Source organism: Dokdonia sp. Dokd-P16 (assembly GCF_003095655.1).
GTDB lineage: Bacteria > Bacteroidota > Bacteroidia > Flavobacteriales > Flavobacteriaceae > Dokdonia.
Genome location: NZ_CP029151.1, coordinates 1,976,902 through 1,996,839, shown reverse-complemented (window position 1 = coordinate 1,996,839; position 19,938 = coordinate 1,976,902). Strand labels below are relative to the sequence as shown.

Here is a 19,938-nt window from a genome sequence, read left to right as displayed (position 1 = left end):
GTAGCCCACAAACACAAATACACAAAGTGAACTCATCTTTTTACAGCCATGGTAAGTTATTATTAACCGCAGAATATCTGGTTCTTGATGGTGCAGAAGCACTTGCGCTTCCCACGACCAGAGGTCAGCAACTTACAGTCACAACAACGCAAGATCAAGGCTTACGTTGGAAAAGCGAGCTACATGATGGTTCCACATGGTTTGAAACCCATTTTACATTACCCATAAAAGACTGCGCAGTTCCTAATGGGGATATCCCGCAGCGCTTACTTACCATATTACAAGCAGCACAAGAACTTAATCCACAGTTTTTACAAGGGCAAGACGGGCTTATAGCAACTAGCACTTTAGAATTCCCAAGAGATTGGGGTCTGGGCTCCTCCTCTACTCTTATTACAAACATTGCTTTATGGGCTCAAGTTAACCCTTATAAGCTACTTGAAATGACTTTTGGAGGAAGTGGCTATGATATTGCCTGTTCAACAGCACAGAGCGCCATTACCTACCAGAGAACGAAAAGCGACCCAATCATCAAAAGTGTAGCTTTTGATCCTGACTTTAAAGAAAACATCTTCTTTATACACCTCAATAAAAAGCAAAACAGTCGAGAAAGCATTAAGCACTATAGAAGCTTAGACAGCAACTTCCTCCTCAACGAGGTTTCTCATTTTTCTCAACTCACCACAGCAGTCAAAGAAAGCAAAACACTTCAAGCTTTTGAAAAACTGCTTGCTGAACACGAGGAAAGACTTTCTAAAATTATCAAAACTCCTACTATTAAAAGCGAGCTATTTTCTGACTATCCACACCTTGTTAAGAGTTTAGGAGGTTGGGGAGGTGATTTTGTAATGGTTACCGGAGAAGCTCAAGAAATGGAATATTTTAAAAACAAAGGCTTTCACACCATCATTCCTTATTGCGAGATGATACTAAACTTCTAAGAACGATTTACAGATAAGTTTTACGCTTTCGCGAAAGCGAACTAACACCATGATAAACTAAAAAGGCTCGAACATAACGTTCGAGCCTTTTTTAATATGTATGTGATATAACTACTAGTAAAAAGTAGCTCTGTTATCTTCAATTTCTGCAGCTTCTTTAAGTGCATTAAGTACTTTAGAACTTACTGCTACTCTTGCCTTTTGAGCTTCTTGAGTTGCAAAAGATGCGTAGTTTTCAAGAGCTGGTGCTTCCGTAATTTTAGTTACTTGAACCACATAAACTCCTCTTGAACCTTCAATAGGATCAGAAATTTCTCCCTCTTTTAATCCAAAAGCTGCTCCTACAACTTTAGGCTCATTACCTGCTCCAGCAATCGTTGGTGCATTCATAGATATTGCAGATGCAGTTTTTACAGTTTGGCTTTGTGACTGTGCCATCTCTGCAAGCGTAGCTCCAGAAAGCTTCCCTTTAATGATAGCTGCTTTCTTCATGTTACGAAGTATAGGAGTTACCTGAGTAGATACATCTTCTACACGTTCTGTTCCCTTAGGAGTGCGACGAGTAACTTGTGCTACAATATATCCATTGTTTACTGGAAAACGCTTAATATCTCCTACAGAAACTTCTTCTTCAAAAGCCCACTGTACGATTGAACGTTGAGCACCTTCACCAGGAAGATTCTCATCCATTGCACGTATACGTTGTACTGGTCTTACTGTATAACCATTTTCTGTTGCTACTTCTTGGAAATCTCCATCTTGTGCAGCTAGTTCAAATTTTTGCGTTGTATTGTAGATAGATGAGATTGTTTTATCTGATGGTGCAATCTCTTTTACTACCGTTGCAACCTTAATTACATCTTGAAGGTTCTTTTGATCTGTAATCTCAATCACGTGGTAACCAAAGTTTGTTTCGGCAACGCCTACAGATCCAGTTTTATTATCTACGATAAAGTCTCTGTAACCTTCAGCAAAAAGATTTGGATTTTGGTAATCAAGATCACCTCCTTTTTCACTATTATTTTTATCTGAAGAAAATTCTTTTGCTAGCTCTTCAAACTTCCCTTTGTTTCTTTTGATAACTGAAAGTAGACTATCTGCAAGTTTCTTTGCATCTTCTTTAGAACGAGTAGCAGATGAAGGAACTGGTCCTCTCTGTGTATTTGTTACTGCTCCTTTAAAATCAATTAAAATATGACGAGACTTTACTGAGTCTGGCATTTTTCTCACATCCATTACACGAGAAAGGTTCATGTAATTGTTATCCTTATAAGGACCGTATACGCCACCTTTACCAATAGCGAATAGTGTATCTGCAATAGTTGCAGGTAAGTTATTTTTAAAGAACCAACGGTTTACATAAGGAATATCAGAATTGTCTAGTAAGAAATCTTCTACTCTATCTGTTTTATCAAATCCTGCAAGTGTTTCCGTTACTCCAGTTGCACCGTTACGAGATGTGTATTCATTTCTAAGTTTTGACAACTCAGCTTTAAGTGCATTTTCATCTTCTAATGAAGCTTCTTCAGAAAACTTTACAAAACGGATACTACGAGTTTCGTCTGTTTTGTATTCTTCTTTATGCTCATTTACATATTTCTGAATTTCTTCTTTACTTACTGTAGCCTCTTCATCCGGAACTGAAGTATAAGGGACTTGTACAAACTGTATGTCTACATTATTATTATCAAGTCTGTAAGCAATCTCACCATCTTTAAGTGTAGATCCTACTCCTGCCTTAATAAGGTTGTAGTATATACTTTGCTTTTCTTGATTTCTTAAGTTTTCTTCAAAATTTAACCAGTTTTGGTAATCACCAGGATTCTGGCTGTCTTTAAGAGTTGCGATAAATTCTTGCATCTTACCCTCACTAAAGAAACCATCACCATCTTGAAAACGTGTATCGTTTTGCAATGCTTGCTTTAATAATTCTTGCGTGCGGTCTCTACCTACTTCAATACCTAATTCTTCATACTGCTCTTCAAGAACAACACGATTAATTTCTTGCTCCCACACTGTATTTACAGCACGTGTAGTTGAGGCATTTGCTCCTAACCTACGTGTTTGCTCCTCTACTTTTGAAGCAAAAGCTTCACGATCAATACTTACTCCATTAATAGATGCTACGCGGTTTTGCTTATCAGCATTAAAACCTCCACTATCTAAAATTGAAGAAAAAATGAATGCAAATAGCGCAAGTGCGATAATGATTATCAAAAAGATGCTCTTGCTACGTATTTTATTTAAAATTGCCATTGTCTGTTGTTTATGCTATAATAGTGGGCGAAAATACCATTTTCTCCCATAATAAAAAATAAAAAAATAAGCCAATTTAGTCTTTAGAAATACGGACTTCCAAGAGTTCGATTTTTGTATTTGAAGTCTCTAGGATATGAAAGATTATTCCGTCTATCTCTATGTTCTCTCCTTCTTGTGGTATTTCCTCTGCGTGGCTCACTACTAAACCTCCTAAAGTCTCATAGTTTTCGCTCTCTGGAAGGTTTAATTTATACATTTCATTGAGGTAATCTACCTCATGCCTAGCAGAAAGTTTGTAATGATCTTCTCCTAGCTGCTCCTCAATAAGCTCTGCCGTATCATGCTCATCCTCTATCTCTCCAAAAAGCTCTTCTACAATATCTTCTACGGTCATCATGCCACTCGTACCACCATACTCATCAATAACCACACAAATACTCTTGCGCTTCTTAGTAAGCATATTCAACACATCTTTCACAAGCATTGTTTCTGGCACATACACCACAGGCATGAGAACACTACTTATCGTTTTAGGTTTCTTAAATAACTCAAAAGAGTGCACATACCCTATAATATCATCTATTGTGTCTTTGTAGACTAATATCTTAGACAGCCCAGTATCAATAAATATTTTATTGATCGCTGCTGGCGTAGTACGCTCATCAACCGCAATAATTTCTGTACGAGGAAGCATTACCTCTCTGGACTTCACCTCAGAAAATTCTAGTGCATTTTGAAATATCTGAATTTCTGTATCTACATCATCTTGATCATTTACAGATTCCATTTGCTCAGAAATATAATTTCCTAATTCCACTTTCGTGAAAGCTAGCTGCACCTCATCTCCATCTGTTTTAAACAAATATTTAAGTACTAAGTCTGAAACCCAGATTATAAAAGCACTTAAAAAATAAAACAGCAGATAGAAAATATAGGCAGGTATAGCAAAAAACTTCAACAGCTTGTTTGCATAAATCTGAAAAAATACTTTGGGTAAAAATTCTGCAGTAATTAGAATGACAATGGTAGAAATAATAGTCTGACTCAATAGACTGAATTCTTGGACGAATGTAGCTAACCACGTCAAATTTTCGCCGAAAGGCAAACCCTCAAGCCACCCTTGTAAGAGTGCTCCCATAAAATAACCATATACCACCAAAGCAATATTATTACCCAGCAACATGGTTGCGATAAACTTTGAAGGTCTCGCAGTAAGACGAGTTAATACAATAGAAAGAAAATCATTCTGTTTTTTTTCTATTTCAATATGGATTTTGTTTGCCGAAATGTATGCAATCTCCATTCCTGAGAAGAATGCAGATAATATTAATGAGCAACAAACGACAATTATCTGGACTTCAAAGCTGCCCATTAAGAGTTTTTCCTGTTTTCAAATTTCTTACGAAAGTGACGTCTAAAGAAATACATACCTACACTTACTGCAAGACAAAATAAAAAGAAATAAGCTTTAGATTGATCTTCACCCCAAAGTGTCACCACCTTATATCCTGCTAGGATTGCCACTATGATATAAACGTACTCCGTGTATTTTATATATCGCATCATAAGTCTTCTTTATTTTCTTTAACGTATTGTTTACTTACGTTGTTTAAAGATACAAAATTTGTAAAGTCTTCATTAGAATCAAAAAGGTCTCCATCATTGCGGGAGCCATCTTTTGTTATAATGGTATAAGGTTGATCTGTAAAAATCCAGTTATTAGTTTGATCCCAATACAACTGCTCTGCCTTAAGCGTAACAGAGTCACTAGTTACAAGCGTTACGTTTTGTTGCAAATCTATGAGATTTGTGTATTTATAACGTATTGCATAATCTGAGGTAATCACATTCTCTTTATCATCATCTATAAAAACAACCTCTACCCCTTCTGGAAACTCCTCATATGGAAAAGGAGAATTTGCATAATTCTTTATATATGGTGTCTTGAGATGAGCCGTCACCTTTCCAGAGTCTGTATATTTTAAGTTGATACCTCTTCCTTCTGTCACAGGTCCGTCAGACTTGATACTCATTTTACGTATCTCCTCTCCTTTATCACCACAACTTAAAAACAAAGTCACGGCAAAAGCCGTGACTAAGAATTTTAATATATTTCTATGTAGTAGATACATTAGTTACCTGGAACTCTTACACTTGATCCAATCCAACATCCTATCTTGATAGTTTGACCTGCTTTACCAGATTGGAATATATCAGCCTTACTAGGAGCTATTCCTCTATAACTTGCAGCCGTTTTGTTTGCAGTTCCTGCTAGTGATGGACTTACACGTCCAGCTCTTTCTGCAGTACTCGCAGCTAACCAGTATACTGCTCTTTTATCGAAAGCATTTTCTCCACAGTTATTTGCACTTGCTGCATACATTGCAGCAATATTCAAGTAAGCTTGTCCTAAAGTACCATCCTCAGACAATGCTTTATTAAATAAACCTCTTGCCTTACCGTAGCTTCCAGCCTTTTTAGCTTGAAGTGCAAGTCTGTAATAAGCGCTTGCTCTTTCTTTTGGATCTGTTTCAAGATCAATAGCTTCTTGATAATATCTAGACTCTGCAGCTGTATCTCCTCTGTTTCCAGCCAAGATACCTAAGTACTTTGCAGATTTTGCAGAAGGCTCAAGTCTGTGTAAGTTTTCAACCATTTGCTTAAACAAATCTGTATCAGTACAATCTTTACCTGCAAGACGTCCAGCAGCTTTCTTAATCCATTCCTTGTCATTTTTCATTGACTCAAAATCTTTTTGGTAAAGTGGTACTAAGTTCTCACAGTTACCTAATGCTCCCATTGCCCCATCAGTACTTCCTCCAAAGATTCCAAAAGCTTTTAGGTTAGTTTCATAACCTTTTACTCTTCTTTTCTCCTTTGCACTAAGCGCTGTACCAGCCTCTTCTTTATCTAAAAGAGCTTGTAGCTTAGAATCAAGAACAGTTGCTTCTTTTCCTAATTTACTTTGCGTATCATCATAAAGATCAAAAACATCTTGTAATGGAATTTGCTCTCCTTCTTTGTATAAATCTACAGCTAGTTTAAAACGAGTATAGATGCTTTTTGCACTTGATATAGAAGCTGCGTCTAGTTGAAATGCTTTTTGAAATGCATCAAACTGAGACTTCTTAGTTCCTATCTTGCTATCAAACATTATCTGAGCTTGATCTGCAGCGTTTTCACCTTTATCAGTTTTTCCTGGGAAATACTGCTCTCTTTGCTGTAGTAATAAAATTAAATCTTGAGCTACTGCTTTCTCTTGCTCACCGCTTGCGGCTTTAAGATCTGCTTTTAATAATTTCTCACCATACTGGTATAATGCAAGTGACCAGTTAGGACAATCTTTTCTAAGTTTTGCAAATGGTGCTCTCGCAGCATCCCAGTTCTTAACTTTTGCAGCTTCGTTGAATATAGAACCTGTGGTCATACATTCTTCACTTATTTGAGCTTGAGCAGTAAATCCTACTGTCATTACTATAGCTACAAAAAGTGTGGTTAATTTAGTTTTCATAGTGTTGGGTTTTTCAATTAATTAAATTTACTCTGGACGAACCATAAGTCGTTTACTGATAAGCTTATTCCTACATTAATAAAGTTCTCTTGAATAAGACCTGAACTTGTCGTTCCTCGCTGACCCATCTCAAACATAAGATTAAAATTACTTATTCTACGTCCTGTAGGTAGTCCTACTCCAAAAGATATGCCAAACTCGTTTATATCCTCGTTAGACACTACAATACCGCTCTCTTCATATCTGAATCCAGCTCGGTAAGTAATACGATCCCAGTAACTTGTAACAGAGTTGTATTTAGGAATATAAAAACCTCCTATACGCATCTGGCTAGCATCTTCAAAAGCTACATCATCCAGTGTAAATGTTCTATTACTAAAATTACTCGATTTTTGAGATGTATATTCTGCACCTACAAACCACTTATTTACACCTCCTATTCCTAATCCTAACGTCAAAGTAGAAGGGAAATCAAAATCTGTATCCTGCACATCAATTTGCTCTGCATCTACATCTGCACTTATACCAGTGCTATTGAAGATTACAGAAGCCACTTGACGTGAGTTTTCTGTACCTATATTTGTAGAAGGCGAATACTTTATAGAAGAAGTAAGTTGTAGCTTATCTGATACCATACGTTCATACTGAGCTGCAAGATCAAATGTAAAACCAGAAAAATCACTACGATTACTCTCACGAGTAGCAAGCTCCACCCCCTCTTGAGATCTCAATGCCTCATTTTGAATATTTCCAAAGTTATAATTTGCACTAGCACCTACAGTTAAACCTGGCGCCACTGTATATCCAGCAGATAGAAATGCTCTGTTTATACCTCCACGACCACTAAAGGCGTTTACAATATTCTCATCACTGTCATCAAATCTGTACCCTACGGTTGTATATGGCATAAGTCCAAAACTCACGCCTACTTTTTTAGATACTGGAAAACCTATTGCTAGGTAATCAAATGTAGATTTTGAAGAACCCTCTTCTGTAAAAGCATCTTTTGCTGTAACCTCTTGGTGATTACCACCCACAGTAAAAGTTGTATATCGCAGCTTACCTAATGAGGCAGGATTTAATAAATTCAAGTGCAAACTATCACTATAAGACTGTATGCCTCCCATAGATTTATTTTCAACAGTACCTTTAAACTGTTGTAAGCCTACTCCGTAAAATGAATATGGAGATGTCGTAGCTCCCTCTTGTGCAAGACCCTTGAAGGCCATCATCAACACTGCTACTATAAAAATTTTTTTAATCATTCTGATATGTTAAGATATAATTGAGGCCCTCTAACAAAAATTTTGAGTGCGCAAAGATGCTATTTTTTAATCGTTTTGCCAAGAATTCGGCATCACCCCCTGTTATTATTACGGTTTCTACATTATAATGCTCTTTATAATGATTTATTGCCCCATCAATTTCAAGTAAAACCCCTTGCACAACGCCGGAGTGTATTGCTTCATGAGTACTTTTCCCCACAATACTCTCTGGCATCTGCTTTTCGAGCAGTGGTAAATTTGCCGTGAGATTGTTTAGAGTTTCATATCGCAATCGCAATCCTGGTGATATCGCCCCTCCTTTATAAGAGCCTTCTGCAGTAATAAAATCATAGGTAATACAGGTACCTGCATCTATTATGAGTCCATTTTTTTTAGGATACGCTTTCGCGAAAGCGGAAACCAGCGCAATCCTATCCACACCAAGTGTGTGCGGAGTACCGTAATCGTTTTTAAATGGAAGCGGAGTTTTATGACTAAGAATAATTGTAGGAAATCGCAGCTGCACAGATTGCGCCTGCTCTTTAGAAAGCCTCCCTACAGAAGATATGATCGCTTTATTAATAGGATACAAGCCTGCAAATTCTCCAACTTCCTCTATAAAATCTTCAAGAAGGAAGTGGTGCCAAGCCTGTAACACATCGCCATTAAAAACAGCCGTTTTGACCCTCGTATTCCCTACATCAATAATAAGCTGCATAAATAATAGTAAGCTTCAAAAATACAAAAGCAAAGTACTCGTGGTGTTAAGGGAATGATAAAACTAAGCCGAAACATGTGTCACAAAACAGAGTTCTAGCATTTTATAAAGTTCTGGGTGCTTTCTTTTAAACAATGCTGGACGTTCAAAGAAATACTCAGAGGCCACAGCAAAGAATTCTATCTCGCTAGTACCTCCGTATTTCCTTATATCTGACTTATCATTATTTATAGCATCCATCTCCTTATACATAAGATCTAACCAAGGAGCTATATTTTCTTTTCCCAATAAAAATTCTGGTATACCATCTGTCTCCCCATCCATCATATCTAGCAGATGCACAAATTCATGAACCGCAGTATTCCCTTTGTCAGTTTTATTTGTAAATCCAAACACTAGTGCCTTACGCGATAAAATCATGTGATTCTCAAACTGCCCAGAACCTACCATACCACCTATGATTCTATCTTCCCCTTCTGAGTGAAACTCCAATTCTGCATTAAAGTAATCTGGATATATTAACACCGTGTCAAGATTATTGTAGTGCCAGTCTCCAAAGTTAAATATGGGAATCACCGCACTCGCAGCGACAAAAACCTTATCTCTATCTGTAAGCTCAAATTGAACAGCTTCCACATTTACCTCTGCTAGAAAAGCCATCATTCTCTTTTTAAAAAACGCTTGCTTTTCTGGAGTTAATTTCTGGTAAAACAACACCTCATCACTCAATATCTCATCCCATACTGCAGGAAATTGTTGTGGGGTACGCTTTCGCGAAAGCGTAAAAAGACCATAACCCATAAAAATAAAAAGAGCTGCACCAGCTATAAATAAAATCATTTGCTAAAAATACATCATCCTACTCTTGCTCGCTCATAAATTGTATAATCTCATCATACCTATTATTTGAACCAAAAATATATTGAGTAATCATAGGAACATGCTTTTTGTCTAGCGTGATCCTGCGTGCATCTGGTTGAAATTTAATAAGCTCTTCCTTGAAGCGATTATTTGCTACCGTAATAGATGGGTATGTTTTACTGCCTACATAACTGAGTATAGGTGGCGTTTTATCATTTATGAAGTATATAGGTGATGCATCTTTCCACAGCTCAGGGTTAGTCGTCCATGTGGTATTGTAATTATCACTCACACTTGGAGGGTTCTCGCTCAAGTAATGATACATATCAAGCCCCGCAGCATCGTTGAGAATGATTCCAGAAATATCTTCTTGATTAATATTATACTTAGGATTCATTACCGCTAGTGCCACAAGGTGCCCGCCAGCCGAATGTCCCGTCACAAAAATCTTATTGGGATCCCCACCATATTGAGCCGCGTTTTCCTTTGTCCACGCTATTGCTTTTGCGATTTGAGCAGCTTGATCATCATAAGTAGCATTAGGACTTAAGGTGTATCCTGGCAATACAGCAAGAATATCTTTTTGAGCAAAATTGCGACCTAACCACCAGTATATTTCTTTTTTACCTTGATTCCAGTTACCTCCGTGTACATAGATAATTACAGGAACTTTCTTATTATCTCTAGAAGGCTCATAAATATTGAGTGTAGGAGCTGCCAGATTTTTCGCTTGACTAGTAGTTATAGTTTCCGCTCCTAGGTAAGAGATGTTTTTATGTTTAGCACTTGAACAGCTCAACATTGTTACACTTAGGATTGCAATTGTTATATAGATATATAGACGCATATTTTTTAATGCGAAGCTACTTTAGAATATTATGAATGCGTGTTAAGCATTTGGTAAGTAAATATTATAATTGTCACAATACGTGAGAAGGATGAGATATACTTACATCTTTCTTGTGTGTAACCAAGCAGACCTTCAAATTCTAAAAGTCAATCCAATTTCGCATACATTGAAAAAACATCATCATAAGGATCAACAAAGTGCTCCGAATTTCTTTCATAAAAGTTTTTTGGAGATTCAAAACCTTCAATTATGTATGCTTTACGCTCTAGAATACTTAGGCTCTTGTTTTGAAAAACCGTCCATATAAGATCTTCGTAATAACTAGGATCTACAAAGCTATCTGGGTTTTTTATTAGCCCCTCCCTGTATGGCTGTAACATGTCCCCAAGATTTATAAACTCTATCAATTGACCATCCACCAGACTCATACATATAAATTTTCGGTGAAGCCAGCCTATTCTATATGAAGAACCATATATCCTACCTCCCTTATATCTCTCATCATAATCGTCGAATATTTTAAAGTTTTTTGTAATCGACATCTTAAAGTAAAAATGTCGCTTAATTTTTACTAAGTCTAAATCTGTTAAGTCATCTACTTTTAATGGAGCTTCGATAGGGTCTAGATAAAAATTGAATTCTTTAACTTTTCTAGAGATATTGAGATAGAGCTGGTTATCTATTATTTTAAAATTAGAAGGTACATCCAAATAATTAGGAGTCCAAAATAAATCTTTCACAGATTGAGGCAAAGCGAAACCACCGCAAGAATACCAACTCTTTAAATATTTCACTCTTTTATAGGTATCTCCTCCTCTGATTTGAGACCAGCAGTTGATGAATTTTGTGTTTGAGTAGACGGTCCCATGAGAAAAGCCCTCGACAACAAAGTAATCATACTTCATACCCTCTTTACTATAACTTTTCCTACTCAATTTTAATAAGTTTATTAATTAGATGATTTTTTTTGCATTCAAAAACTTTTTCGAGGCAAAAGCTATTTATCTTATGGTCGCTGAAAGATTATAAACGATTTTACATAGCGCATAAAAAAGTACGCAATATCTCTCAAATACCAATTAAATCTCAAACTTATCTAAAAACAAAAAACCCGATCAAAAGATCGGGTTTTTAGTGGTGCCTCCAGGAATCGAACCAGGGACACATGGATTTTCAGTCCATTGCTCTACCAACTGAGCTAAGGCACCTAAATATTTTTAGGTTACTTACGTTTGTTTCTCGAGTATTCTAATTATTATTAGGATAACCTCTAGTAGCTTTCGTAAGCGGTTGCAAATATAAAACCTTTCTGAACTCTGGCAAGTATTTTTTCAAATAAAATTCATTTTTTTTGAAAATAATTTCACGCCCATAATCAAGTAAAGCTCATTCAAAATCATAAACTATCTGTTCTTCATACACTTCGGATGGTAAAACGATTGTTGAAGGAAAATGTGAATGGGATGGAGAATTTGGAAAATATTGTGGCTCTAAGCACAATCCCGGACTTTCTACGGCCAAATAGTCTTTTTTACCACTAGCAAGCATAATAGATTTTGCACTAAAAAATTGTAATCCTGGTTGCGTGCAATACACTTTCAAAGTAATATCGCTATCTGGAGCCCACACCTGAGCTGCTAACCTGAGTTTATAAGAGGTTTTATCTAAAACATAATTTAAATCAAAACCTTCATCAGCATCTCCCACGGCTCTCACTTCAGTAAAATCATATGGAGTGCCCGCAACCAGCAATAAGCGACCAGTAGTTATCATATTGCCATCCAGCTCAGTATACGAAGCGCCATGTATTTGCAACTTATGATCTACAACAGCATTCTTTACTCCACTACACAAGTTAAAATAATCATGCCTAGTGAAGTTTGCGATAGTTGGCTGATCTGTAGTAGCACTTAATTGCATTTCTAGTCGTAGGCCCACAAGCTTAAAAGTAATTTTAACTTTCAAATTACCTGGAAAACCTTGATCACCATCTTCACTATCTAGAGAAAGCTCTAAGCTTTCATCTCTTATTGCTGCACCCCAGACATGTTTATCAAAACCTTTAACACCTCCGTGAAGTTGGTTCTCTCCTTCATTTACTGCTAACGCTATTTTTTCACCTGCAATAACCACCTCTTTTTTAAGTCTGTTTGCATTGCGCCCTATAAAACTCCCTACATACGGATGTGCAGCCTCATACTCCTGTAAAGTATCAAAACCTAAAACTACATCTACTGCCCCTCCATCTCCATTGGGAATAAAAAGTTTCTGGATAGTTGCTCCTTACGTGAGTAACTCAACACGCAATCCGAGAGAGTTTTCTAAAATAAATTTAAAAATTTCTTCGCCCTCACCTGTAAAGCCAAAAGTCGTTTTAGTTATAGTCATATCAATGGTTCCTATGCTAATGTACAGCTAGAATTTCAAGACATCAAAACTTGAATCTAATTTTCTACGTAAGTAATAGGGAGTGGTTACGATTAAAGGTATATTCGTGTGTTTACACAACAATGTTATTATGGCAGATCAATATTACGACCCAAAAGATTTAAGAAAATTCGGAAAAATCACGGAGTGGAGTGAAGAGCTAGGAACTAAGTTTTTTGACTACTACGGTAAAGTTTTTGAAGAGGGAGCACTCACCGCGCGTGAGAAATCCCTTATCGCGCTTGCTGTTGCCCACACAGAGCAGTGCCCATATTGTATAGATGCATATACTAAAGACGGCCTACAGAAAGGAATTACTAAGGAAGAGATGATGGAGGCTGTACACGTAGGTGCCGCTATAAAAAGTGGTGCGACCCTCGTACACGGCGTGATGATGATGAATAAAGTAAATAAACTAGACGGGTAGTTTTACGCTTTCGCGAAAGCGTACTCATACAGATTTCCAACCAAAAGAAATCAACACTACAAACGACAAACATTTTTAAATGTCAGCAACAAAATCACTCAAGAAAGAAGGTAGCGAACTCGCACAAGCAAACAAGCAGATAGAAATTTTATCTAATGGTATTTTTAAAGACGAACTACCTACGTTTGCTAAGAAAATAAAGGAGACCAACCAGCTACCGTTACGCCCTAACAAACTAGAAATACTCCAAATAAACGTGGGGTATATGTGTAATCAAGTGTGTGATCACTGCCACGTAGATGCTGGCCCAGATCGCAAGGAGATTATGACTTGGGAGACTATGGAGCAATGTCTAGAAGTGATACGCAACACAGGAGCTCACACGCTAGATCTTACTGGTGGTGCACCAGAGATGAATCCGCATTTTAGACGTTTTGTAGAAGAAGCGAGTAAGGCGGGGATTAAAGACTTTATTGTGCGTTCTAACCTTACTATTATACGTGCAAATAAAAAGTACTACGACCTACCAGATTTCTTTAAAAAGCACAACGTACACGTCATCTCATCTATGCCACACTGGACACGTGGAAAGACAGACAAACAACGTGGAGACGGTGTTTTTGATAAATCTATCAAAGCATTACAAGAGCTTAACGAGCGTGGCTATGGTATGCCAGGCAGTGACTTAAGACTTGACTTAGTTTACAATCCATCTGGAGCTTTCTTACCGGGAGACCAAGCGAGTATGGAAAAGGACTTTAAAAAAGGACTTATGGAGGATTTTAATATCCAGTTCCACAACCTTTTTGCAATCACAAACTTACCTATAGCACGATTTTTAGACTACCTCATCGCATCAGAAAACTATGAGGATTATATGTATCAACTCGTAGAGGCATATAACCCTGCCGCAGTAGAGAATGTGATGTGTAAAAACACAATTTCAATAAGCTGGGATGGTTATTTATTTGATTGTGATTTTAATCAAATGCTAGAATTGCCAGTCGCGAGTAGTGTAAAGCACATAAAAGATTATAATGAAGATTTACTTAATGATCGTAACATTATGATCTCTCAGCATTGTTATGGTTGTACTGCAGGTGCAGGAAGTAGTTGTCAAGGAACCGTTGCTTAATACGTAGAGAATCACGACACCAAAAACCGCCATACTCATATTTGCTCAAACAGCAACAACCGAAGCTTCTCGCAAGAAGCTCGGGCAGTCTGTGGCTTTATTTAAGGAGCTCAATAGGCAAACTATCGCTACGGTACGCAAGACGGGAATTCCCTATGTTATTTTTTCTGAAAATGAGCAGGTAGGAAACACCTTTGGCGAGCGTTTTACAAACGCACTTACAGCTGTTTTTGACAGTGGTTATGACCAAGTTATAACCATCGGTAATGACACTCCGCACCTTTCGGCGGGGCATATTCTTTTAGCACAAGAAAAGCTCAAACAATCTGCGCTTGTTATTGGCCCAAGTACAGATGGCGGTTGTTATCTAATGGGGATTAAAAAGAACCATTTTAAGCCGGAGCAGTTTAAAAATCTACCGTGGCAGTCTAGTAAACTTGGCGCTATTATTTCTGATACGCTTTCGCGAAAGCGTACAAACCTTTACCTCCTTGAGACCCTTTCAGATCTTGACACATTTGCAGATTTACAGCAGATGCTTAAAGAGGCTTCTTCGACATTATCAAAAAGAGTATTACAACTTATACAAAACATAGTAAATCAAGGTATTTCTCTTGATTACCACACTACAAACCGATTCTTTGAGTCGCTCACCAAAAGCCACTTTAATAAAGGGTCACCATCATTAGTTAGTATTTAAATCTTGTAAGCTACAACAGCTTACAGTTATTCTTAGATTTTCTTAATTATCAACTAATACACTCAGATGAAATCATTTTATCTTAGTATACTCTTGCTTTTTACAGCAAGTTTGTATGCTCAAACTACCGTTACCGGAACTGTTACAAGCGCTGAAGATAACACTACAATACCATTTGTAAACGTTATTCTAGAGGGCACAACTCAAGGAACTATTACAGACGAAAATGGTTTTTACACCATCACAACAACCTCACTAAACGACAGACTGAAGTTTTCTGCTTTAGGGTTTACCACACAGTCAGTTGCAGTTAATTCGCAAACAACAATCGATATCTCACTAGAAAATTCTTTTGAGGGATTAAATGAGATTGTTGTAACCGCGCTCGGCGTAAAACGCAACACAAGAGAGCTAGGATACACGGTACAGACCATAAACTCAGAAGCTATAGACGAGGTTAAGTCTGTAAACTTTCTAGACAACCTTTCTGGTAAGCTTGCTGGTGTTACTATCACTCAAGGTGCAACCGGCGTAGGATCTTCATCACGTATAAGCATACGTGGAGAAGCTTCTTTTTCTAATAACAATCCGCTTTTTGTGGTAGATGGAGTACCTATTAATAATAACACTGTTTTTAACTTCACGAATGAAGCTGCCGCAGGTTTTCAAGAAGTAGATTTTGGGAACGGCGCAATGGAAGTAAACCCAGATGACATAGCTTCTGTTTCTGTACTTAAAGGCCCAAGTGCTGCTGCATTATATGGTACGCGTGCATCAAACGGAGTCATTGTTATTGAAACAAAAGATGGTAGTAAGAAAAAAGGACTTGGTATAAGCATTAACTCTTCTATCTTTTTTGACAGTGCTTTCCAACTTCCCGATTTTCAAAACGAGTATGGACAAGGTCAAGGAGGCGTTTTTGAGTATGTAGATGGTCTTGGAGCAGGAATCTCAGATAACATCACGTATTCTTGGGGACCTAGACTAGATGCTGGAAATTTAATTTCGCAATTTGATAGTCCGGTGACGCTTCCAGATGGGACGATTGTACGTGGTGGAGATACAGCTTTATACAATGGACTTGCCATTACTCCTACTGAATTTAGATCAAACCCAGACAACCTAAAAGACTTTTATGAAACTGGTGTAACCACCATAAATAATGTATCTGTCTCTAGCGGATTTGACCAAGGTGATTTCCGTATATCGTTTACAGATTTACGTAGTGAGTCTATCATACCTGGTGTTAATTTAGATAGACAGACTATCGCGACAAAGCTCAACTTTAAGCCAACAGACAAAACTAAAATTAAGGCGAGCATTAGTTATGTAAATTCTGGCAGTGATAACCGCCCATCAAACGGCTATGGAAGTGAGAATGTAAATTACTCGCTCGTAGCCTGGGGACCTCGTTCTCTTAATATAGACAGCCTACGTGATTACTGGCAGCCAGGTTTAGAAGGCGTACAGCAGTATTCTTTTAACTACACCTTCTTTGATAATCCGTTTTTTATCTTAGAAGAAAACAGAAACTCTTTTAACCGTGATCGCGTTTTTGGAAACATAGCCCTTACACAAACGCTCGCCAAAAATCTTGACCTTACCATACGTACAGGGATGGACTACAGTAGTGAGAAACGACAGTTTTTAAGAAACTTTAGTTCTAACCGTTTCCAGAATGGTGGCTATGCGGAGCACGATGTTTTTTATCGTGAGATCAATACAGACTTCTTACTTAACTATGACAATAAATTTGGCGACTTCTCGCTAGATGTAAGTCTTGGAGGTAATCGTTTATCACAAGTAGCTTCTACAAAACAGGTGCAGACTACAAACCTTGCACAACCAGGTATTTTTAACCTTAATAATGCCGCATCACCTATAGAAGCATTCCAATTTGAATCTGAAAAGCGTATCAACTCTTTTTACGGAGTGGCAAAACTGGGTTACAAGAACTTTTTATATTTAGATGTTACTGGACGTAATGACTGGTCAAGTGCACTGGCAACACCTTTTAGTGCAGATAATACTTCGTTTTTCTATCCTTCGGCTAGTTTGAGTTTTATAGGATCTAATGTGTGGGAACTTCCAGAAGCAGTAAGCTATTTACAATTAAGAGCAAGTGTTGCTCAGGTGGGTAATGATACTAATCCTTTCCAAACTTCTGGAGCTTTTATCGCACAAACTCCTTTTGAAGGGCAGCCTACTTTTAGTGCACAAAACTTTATCCCTAATGCAAACCTTAAACCAGAGCAAACTACATCGTACGAGATAGGTACAGACATACGTTTCTTTAAAGACAGGTTTAATGTAGACTTCACGTACTACAACGCGCTTACCAAAGATCAGATCATCTCCTTACCTATTGCTATTTCTTCTGGCTTTAATCAGCAGGTAGTAAATGGTGGTGAGGTGCGCACTTCGGGTATCGAGGTAATTGCAGGCATTACTCCTATCGTAAATGAAAACTTTACATGGAACACGACCTTTAACTTCAGCACCAACAAGTCTGTAGTTGAAAGTTTACCACAATCTGATGGTCGTCTTACGCTTGCCTTTAGCCGTATTTATGACAGCGCAAACCAAACCGTATTTTTTCAAGTAGAAGAAGGCGGGGAAGTTGGCGATATTTATGGAACAGGTTACCTACGTAATGACGATGGTGATTTTATCATTGATAATAACGGTCGCTTTATTGCAGATAACAACCTCAAGAAAATAGGAAACTACACAGCAGATTTTAATCTAGGGTGGAACAATGATTTCCGCTACAAGCAGTGGAGTGCCTCTTTCTTATTTGACTGGCGTCAAGGTGGAGATATTGTCTCAAGAACGCGAGCACTAGGTAATGTAGGAGGCCAACTAGCAGAAACAGCCTTCCGCCCAGAAGAGGGAATTATAGCACAAGGAGTTGTAAACACAGGTACTGCGGCAAATCCAAATTTTGTTCCAAACACCACGGCGGTTTCGGCAGAGAGTTACTACCGCCAGTTTTATGACCGCAATCACGAAGAAAACAACATTTATGACGCCTCGTTCTTAAAACTTCGTCAGTTTTCTATAGGATATTCATTCAAGCTCAAAGACGGATTTATCGGTCTTAAGGAAGGTGTAGACGTCAACCTTTCACTTATAGGACGCAATCTTTTTGCCATCACAGAAAATCCACATTTTGACCCTGAGCAACTCGCAGTACAGGGACAAGGATTTGTGAGCGGTGTAGAAGATTTGAGCTATGCCACAACAAGAAGCTTCGGATTTAAGGCAGGATTTAACTTTTAACGCTTTCGCGAAAGCGTAACATAAAACATTACAAATGAAACATTTTTTATACATCACTTCCCTCCTGCTATTACTCGTAATGAGCAGTTGCACAGAAGATTATGAAGAAATAAACACCAACCCAAATGACCCCGTAAGCGTGCAACCTAGCTTGTTATTGCGACAAGTTATTTATGACTACGGAGAGCAAATGAGCTATGAAGGTTTTGTGGCTGGAGATTTACTATCGCAGCACAGAACGGCTCTTGACTTTAATCTTTTTGATCGTCACGCCTTAAAATCACCTCAGCTAGGTGGAAATCCTTGGCCTATATTTTATACTAATTTAAGAGACAACGAGATTATCTTACAGCAGGCGCAAACTAATGTGACCTTTGCTGTGTATGAAGGTCCTGCACTTATCCTCAAGGCTTATATGGCTGCTGGGCTTACAGATCTTTTTGGCGATGTTCCTTACTCAGAAGCGTTTAATGGAATAGATGGAACGGTAACGCCTGCCTATGACACACAGGAGGCAATATATACTGGAGCAGATGGTATTCTGGCTAATCTAGATGCAGGAATTGCTGCAATAGAAGCTTATGAAGATGTGATCCCGCTAGAAGGAGATATTCTATATGGTGGTGACTTACAAGCTTGGGTACGCTTTGCAAACAGTCTTAAAATCAAACATCTTTTACGTATCTCAGATCAAGTAGATGTAAGTGCAGATTTACAAGCGCTTGTTAATGAGGATAACTTTATAACTAGTAATAGTGATAATGCTGTTTTTAACTTTAGCAATACGGAGCCTAATAGTTTTAGACTTGCACAGTTGCGTGTGGGTGACTTTAACAACTTTGTGCTCTCAGAAACGATGGAAACCATTCTTGTAGACCTTGAAGACGCGAGGCTTAATACGTTCTTTAGACCCGCATCAAATACTGGAGAATTTAACGGACTAATCAATGGAATAGATGCAACCTCAACAGCTGCAGTGCTAGGAGATTTATCACTTGCAGGCACAGCTTTTAGAGAAGATACGTCTGTACTAGATGCCAACTTTATGACGGCTTGGGAAACTTCGCTAGCACTAGCCGAAGCTGCCCAGCGCGGACTTATCACCGCAGATGCACAAGCACTTTATGAAAACGGTGTCACGCTTGCTTTTGAGTACTGGCAAACACCATTGCCAGCAGATTATCTTACTGGTAATGCTGCTTTTAATAACGCAGATAGTTCGCCACTAGAGCAAATACTTACTCAAAAATGGATTGCAAATATCATAAACGGTTATGAAGGTTGGATAGAATATAGACGCACCGGTTTTCCTGCGTTTATGGATGTGCAAGCAAGTCTTAACGACGGTTTAATTCCCGTACGTATGCCTTACCCATCTGAAGAAGAAGCGCTCAATGCAGATAATTACCAGACGGCATTTGATGCGACAGATGGCAATAGCCTTAATGTGCGCGTTTGGTGGGATGTAGATTAAGGAATTGTGGGAGGTGGGTGTAGTGATGCGGACATCTCCCCTAGCCCCTCTTCAAAGAGGGGAACTTTTATGAAATACACTTTCCTGA

At 38.1% G+C, this 19,938-nt stretch carries 17 protein-coding genes and 1 tRNA gene; 6 read left to right on the top strand and 12 right to left on the bottom strand.

What is annotated here, in order from left to right; genetic code table 11:
- Positions 1–26: 26 nt before the first annotated feature.
- A complete protein-coding gene (locus DCS32_RS08980) occupies positions 27–941 on the top strand; it encodes a GYDIA family GHMP kinase (protein ID WP_108877965.1) in 915 nt (304 codons plus the stop codon).
- A gap of 114 nt (positions 942–1,055) precedes the next feature.
- Here DCS32_RS08980 and DCS32_RS08975 read toward each other — a convergent pair whose 3' ends face one another.
- From DCS32_RS08975 to DCS32_RS08920, 12 genes are all read right to left on the bottom strand, one after another.
- Complete coding sequence (locus DCS32_RS08975; protein ID WP_108877964.1) at positions 1,056–3,197, bottom strand: peptidylprolyl isomerase; 2,142 nt, start codon at positions 3,195–3,197, stop codon at positions 1,056–1,058.
- A gap of 76 nt (positions 3,198–3,273) precedes the next feature.
- A complete protein-coding gene (locus DCS32_RS08970) occupies positions 3,274–4,572 on the bottom strand; it encodes a hemolysin family protein (RefSeq protein WP_108877963.1) in 1,299 nt (432 codons plus the stop codon).
- Entirely contained in the window at positions 4,572–4,766 is a 195-nt protein-coding gene (locus DCS32_RS08965) for a hypothetical protein (protein WP_108877962.1), read from the bottom strand. Before DCS32_RS08965 ends, DCS32_RS08970 begins: the two co-directional genes overlap by 1 nt.
- Positions 4,763–5,332: an LPS export ABC transporter periplasmic protein LptC gene (gene lptC, locus DCS32_RS08960; RefSeq protein ID WP_108877961.1), complete on the bottom strand. Its 570-nt coding sequence runs from the start codon at positions 5,330–5,332 to the stop codon at positions 4,763–4,765. Before lptC ends, DCS32_RS08965 begins: the two co-directional genes overlap by 4 nt.
- Positions 5,332–6,711, bottom strand: a complete 1,380-nt coding sequence (locus DCS32_RS08955) for a hypothetical protein (RefSeq protein WP_108877960.1) — start codon at positions 6,709–6,711, stop codon at positions 5,332–5,334. The genes lptC and DCS32_RS08955 overlap by 1 nt, the downstream gene beginning before the upstream one ends.
- 17 nt (positions 6,712–6,728) lie before the next feature.
- The gene (locus tag DCS32_RS08950) at positions 6,729–7,976 is read right to left on the bottom strand and encodes a hypothetical protein (protein WP_108877959.1); all 1,248 of its coding nucleotides are present in this window, start codon (positions 7,974–7,976) and stop codon (positions 6,729–6,731) included.
- A complete protein-coding gene (locus DCS32_RS08945; RefSeq protein WP_108877958.1) occupies positions 7,969–8,694 on the bottom strand; it encodes a type III pantothenate kinase in 726 nt (241 codons plus the stop codon). The genes DCS32_RS08950 and DCS32_RS08945 overlap by 8 nt, the downstream gene beginning before the upstream one ends.
- 63 nt (positions 8,695–8,757) lie before the next feature.
- Positions 8,758–9,534 (bottom strand): zinc-dependent peptidase, encoded by a 777-nt coding sequence (locus DCS32_RS08940; RefSeq protein WP_204161768.1) that lies wholly within the window; start codon positions 9,532–9,534, stop codon positions 8,758–8,760.
- 19 nt (positions 9,535–9,553) lie between these two features.
- Positions 9,554–10,402, bottom strand: a complete 849-nt coding sequence (locus DCS32_RS08935; protein WP_108877957.1) for an alpha/beta hydrolase — start codon at positions 10,400–10,402, stop codon at positions 9,554–9,556.
- Positions 10,403–10,551: 149 nt separating this feature from the next.
- Positions 10,552–11,310, bottom strand: coding sequence for a hypothetical protein (locus DCS32_RS08930; RefSeq protein WP_108877956.1), 759 nt, complete (start codon positions 11,308–11,310; stop codon positions 10,552–10,554).
- A 230-nt stretch (positions 11,311–11,540) separates the two neighbouring features.
- Positions 11,541–11,613, bottom strand: a tRNA-Phe gene (locus DCS32_RS08925).
- Positions 11,614–11,791: 178 nt separating this feature from the next.
- Positions 11,792–12,664, bottom strand: coding sequence for an aldose epimerase family protein (locus DCS32_RS08920; protein ID WP_239057587.1), 873 nt, complete (start codon positions 12,662–12,664; stop codon positions 11,792–11,794).
- Positions 12,665–12,923: 259 nt separating this feature from the next.
- Between DCS32_RS08920 and DCS32_RS08915 the strand changes: the two genes are divergently transcribed.
- From DCS32_RS08915 to DCS32_RS08895, 5 genes are all read left to right on the top strand, one after another.
- Positions 12,924–13,259 (top strand): arsenosugar biosynthesis-associated peroxidase-like protein, encoded by a 336-nt coding sequence (locus DCS32_RS08915; protein WP_013750118.1) that lies wholly within the window; start codon positions 12,924–12,926, stop codon positions 13,257–13,259.
- A gap of 79 nt (positions 13,260–13,338) precedes the next feature.
- The gene (gene arsS, locus DCS32_RS08910; RefSeq protein ID WP_108877954.1) at positions 13,339–14,394 is read left to right on the top strand and encodes an arsenosugar biosynthesis radical SAM (seleno)protein ArsS; all 1,056 of its coding nucleotides are present in this window, start codon (positions 13,339–13,341) and stop codon (positions 14,392–14,394) included.
- Between the two features lie 91 nt (positions 14,395–14,485).
- Complete coding sequence (locus tag DCS32_RS08905) at positions 14,486–15,094, top strand: DUF2064 domain-containing protein (protein WP_162533623.1); 609 nt, start codon at positions 14,486–14,488, stop codon at positions 15,092–15,094.
- Positions 15,095–15,160: 66 nt separating this feature from the next.
- Entirely contained in the window at positions 15,161–18,376 is a 3,216-nt protein-coding gene (locus tag DCS32_RS08900; RefSeq protein WP_108877952.1) for a SusC/RagA family TonB-linked outer membrane protein, read from the top strand.
- A gap of 34 nt (positions 18,377–18,410) precedes the next feature.
- Positions 18,411–19,850, top strand: coding sequence for a SusD/RagB family nutrient-binding outer membrane lipoprotein (locus DCS32_RS08895; protein WP_108877951.1), 1,440 nt, complete (start codon positions 18,411–18,413; stop codon positions 19,848–19,850).
- Positions 19,851–19,938: the final 88 nt, after the last annotated feature.

Bases quoted from the DNA above. Each gene is read 5' to 3' on its own strand.
- DCS32_RS08900 (WP_108877952.1), top strand. From the start codon at position 15,161: ATGAAATCATTTTATCTTAGTATACTCTTGCTTTTTACAGCAAGTTTG.
- DCS32_RS08965 (WP_108877962.1), bottom strand. From the start codon at position 4,766: ATGATGCGATATATAAAATACACGGAGTACGTTTATATCATAGTGGCA.
- DCS32_RS08940 (WP_204161768.1), bottom strand. From the start codon at position 9,534: ATGATTTTATTTATAGCTGGTGCAGCTCTTTTTATTTTTATGGGTTAT.
- lptC (WP_108877961.1), bottom strand. From the start codon at position 5,332: ATGTATCTACTACATAGAAATATATTAAAATTCTTAGTCACGGCTTTT.
- arsS (WP_108877954.1), top strand. From the start codon at position 13,339: ATGTCAGCAACAAAATCACTCAAGAAAGAAGGTAGCGAACTCGCACAA.
- DCS32_RS08915 (WP_013750118.1), top strand. From the start codon at position 12,924: ATGGCAGATCAATATTACGACCCAAAAGATTTAAGAAAATTCGGAAAA.
- DCS32_RS08955 (WP_108877960.1), bottom strand. From the start codon at position 6,711: ATGAAAACTAAATTAACCACACTTTTTGTAGCTATAGTAATGACAGTA.
- DCS32_RS08975 (WP_108877964.1), bottom strand. From the start codon at position 3,197: ATGGCAATTTTAAATAAAATACGTAGCAAGAGCATCTTTTTGATAATC.
- DCS32_RS08945 (WP_108877958.1), bottom strand. From the start codon at position 8,694: ATGCAGCTTATTATTGATGTAGGGAATACGAGGGTCAAAACGGCTGTT.
- DCS32_RS08930 (WP_108877956.1), bottom strand. From the start codon at position 11,310: ATGAAGTATGATTACTTTGTTGTCGAGGGCTTTTCTCATGGGACCGTC.
- DCS32_RS08935 (WP_108877957.1), bottom strand. From the start codon at position 10,402: ATGCGTCTATATATCTATATAACAATTGCAATCCTAAGTGTAACAATG.
- DCS32_RS08895 (WP_108877951.1), top strand. From the start codon at position 18,411: ATGAAACATTTTTTATACATCACTTCCCTCCTGCTATTACTCGTAATG.
- DCS32_RS08970 (WP_108877963.1), bottom strand. From the start codon at position 4,572: ATGGGCAGCTTTGAAGTCCAGATAATTGTCGTTTGTTGCTCATTAATA.
- DCS32_RS08950 (WP_108877959.1), bottom strand. From the start codon at position 7,976: ATGATTAAAAAAATTTTTATAGTAGCAGTGTTGATGATGGCCTTCAAG.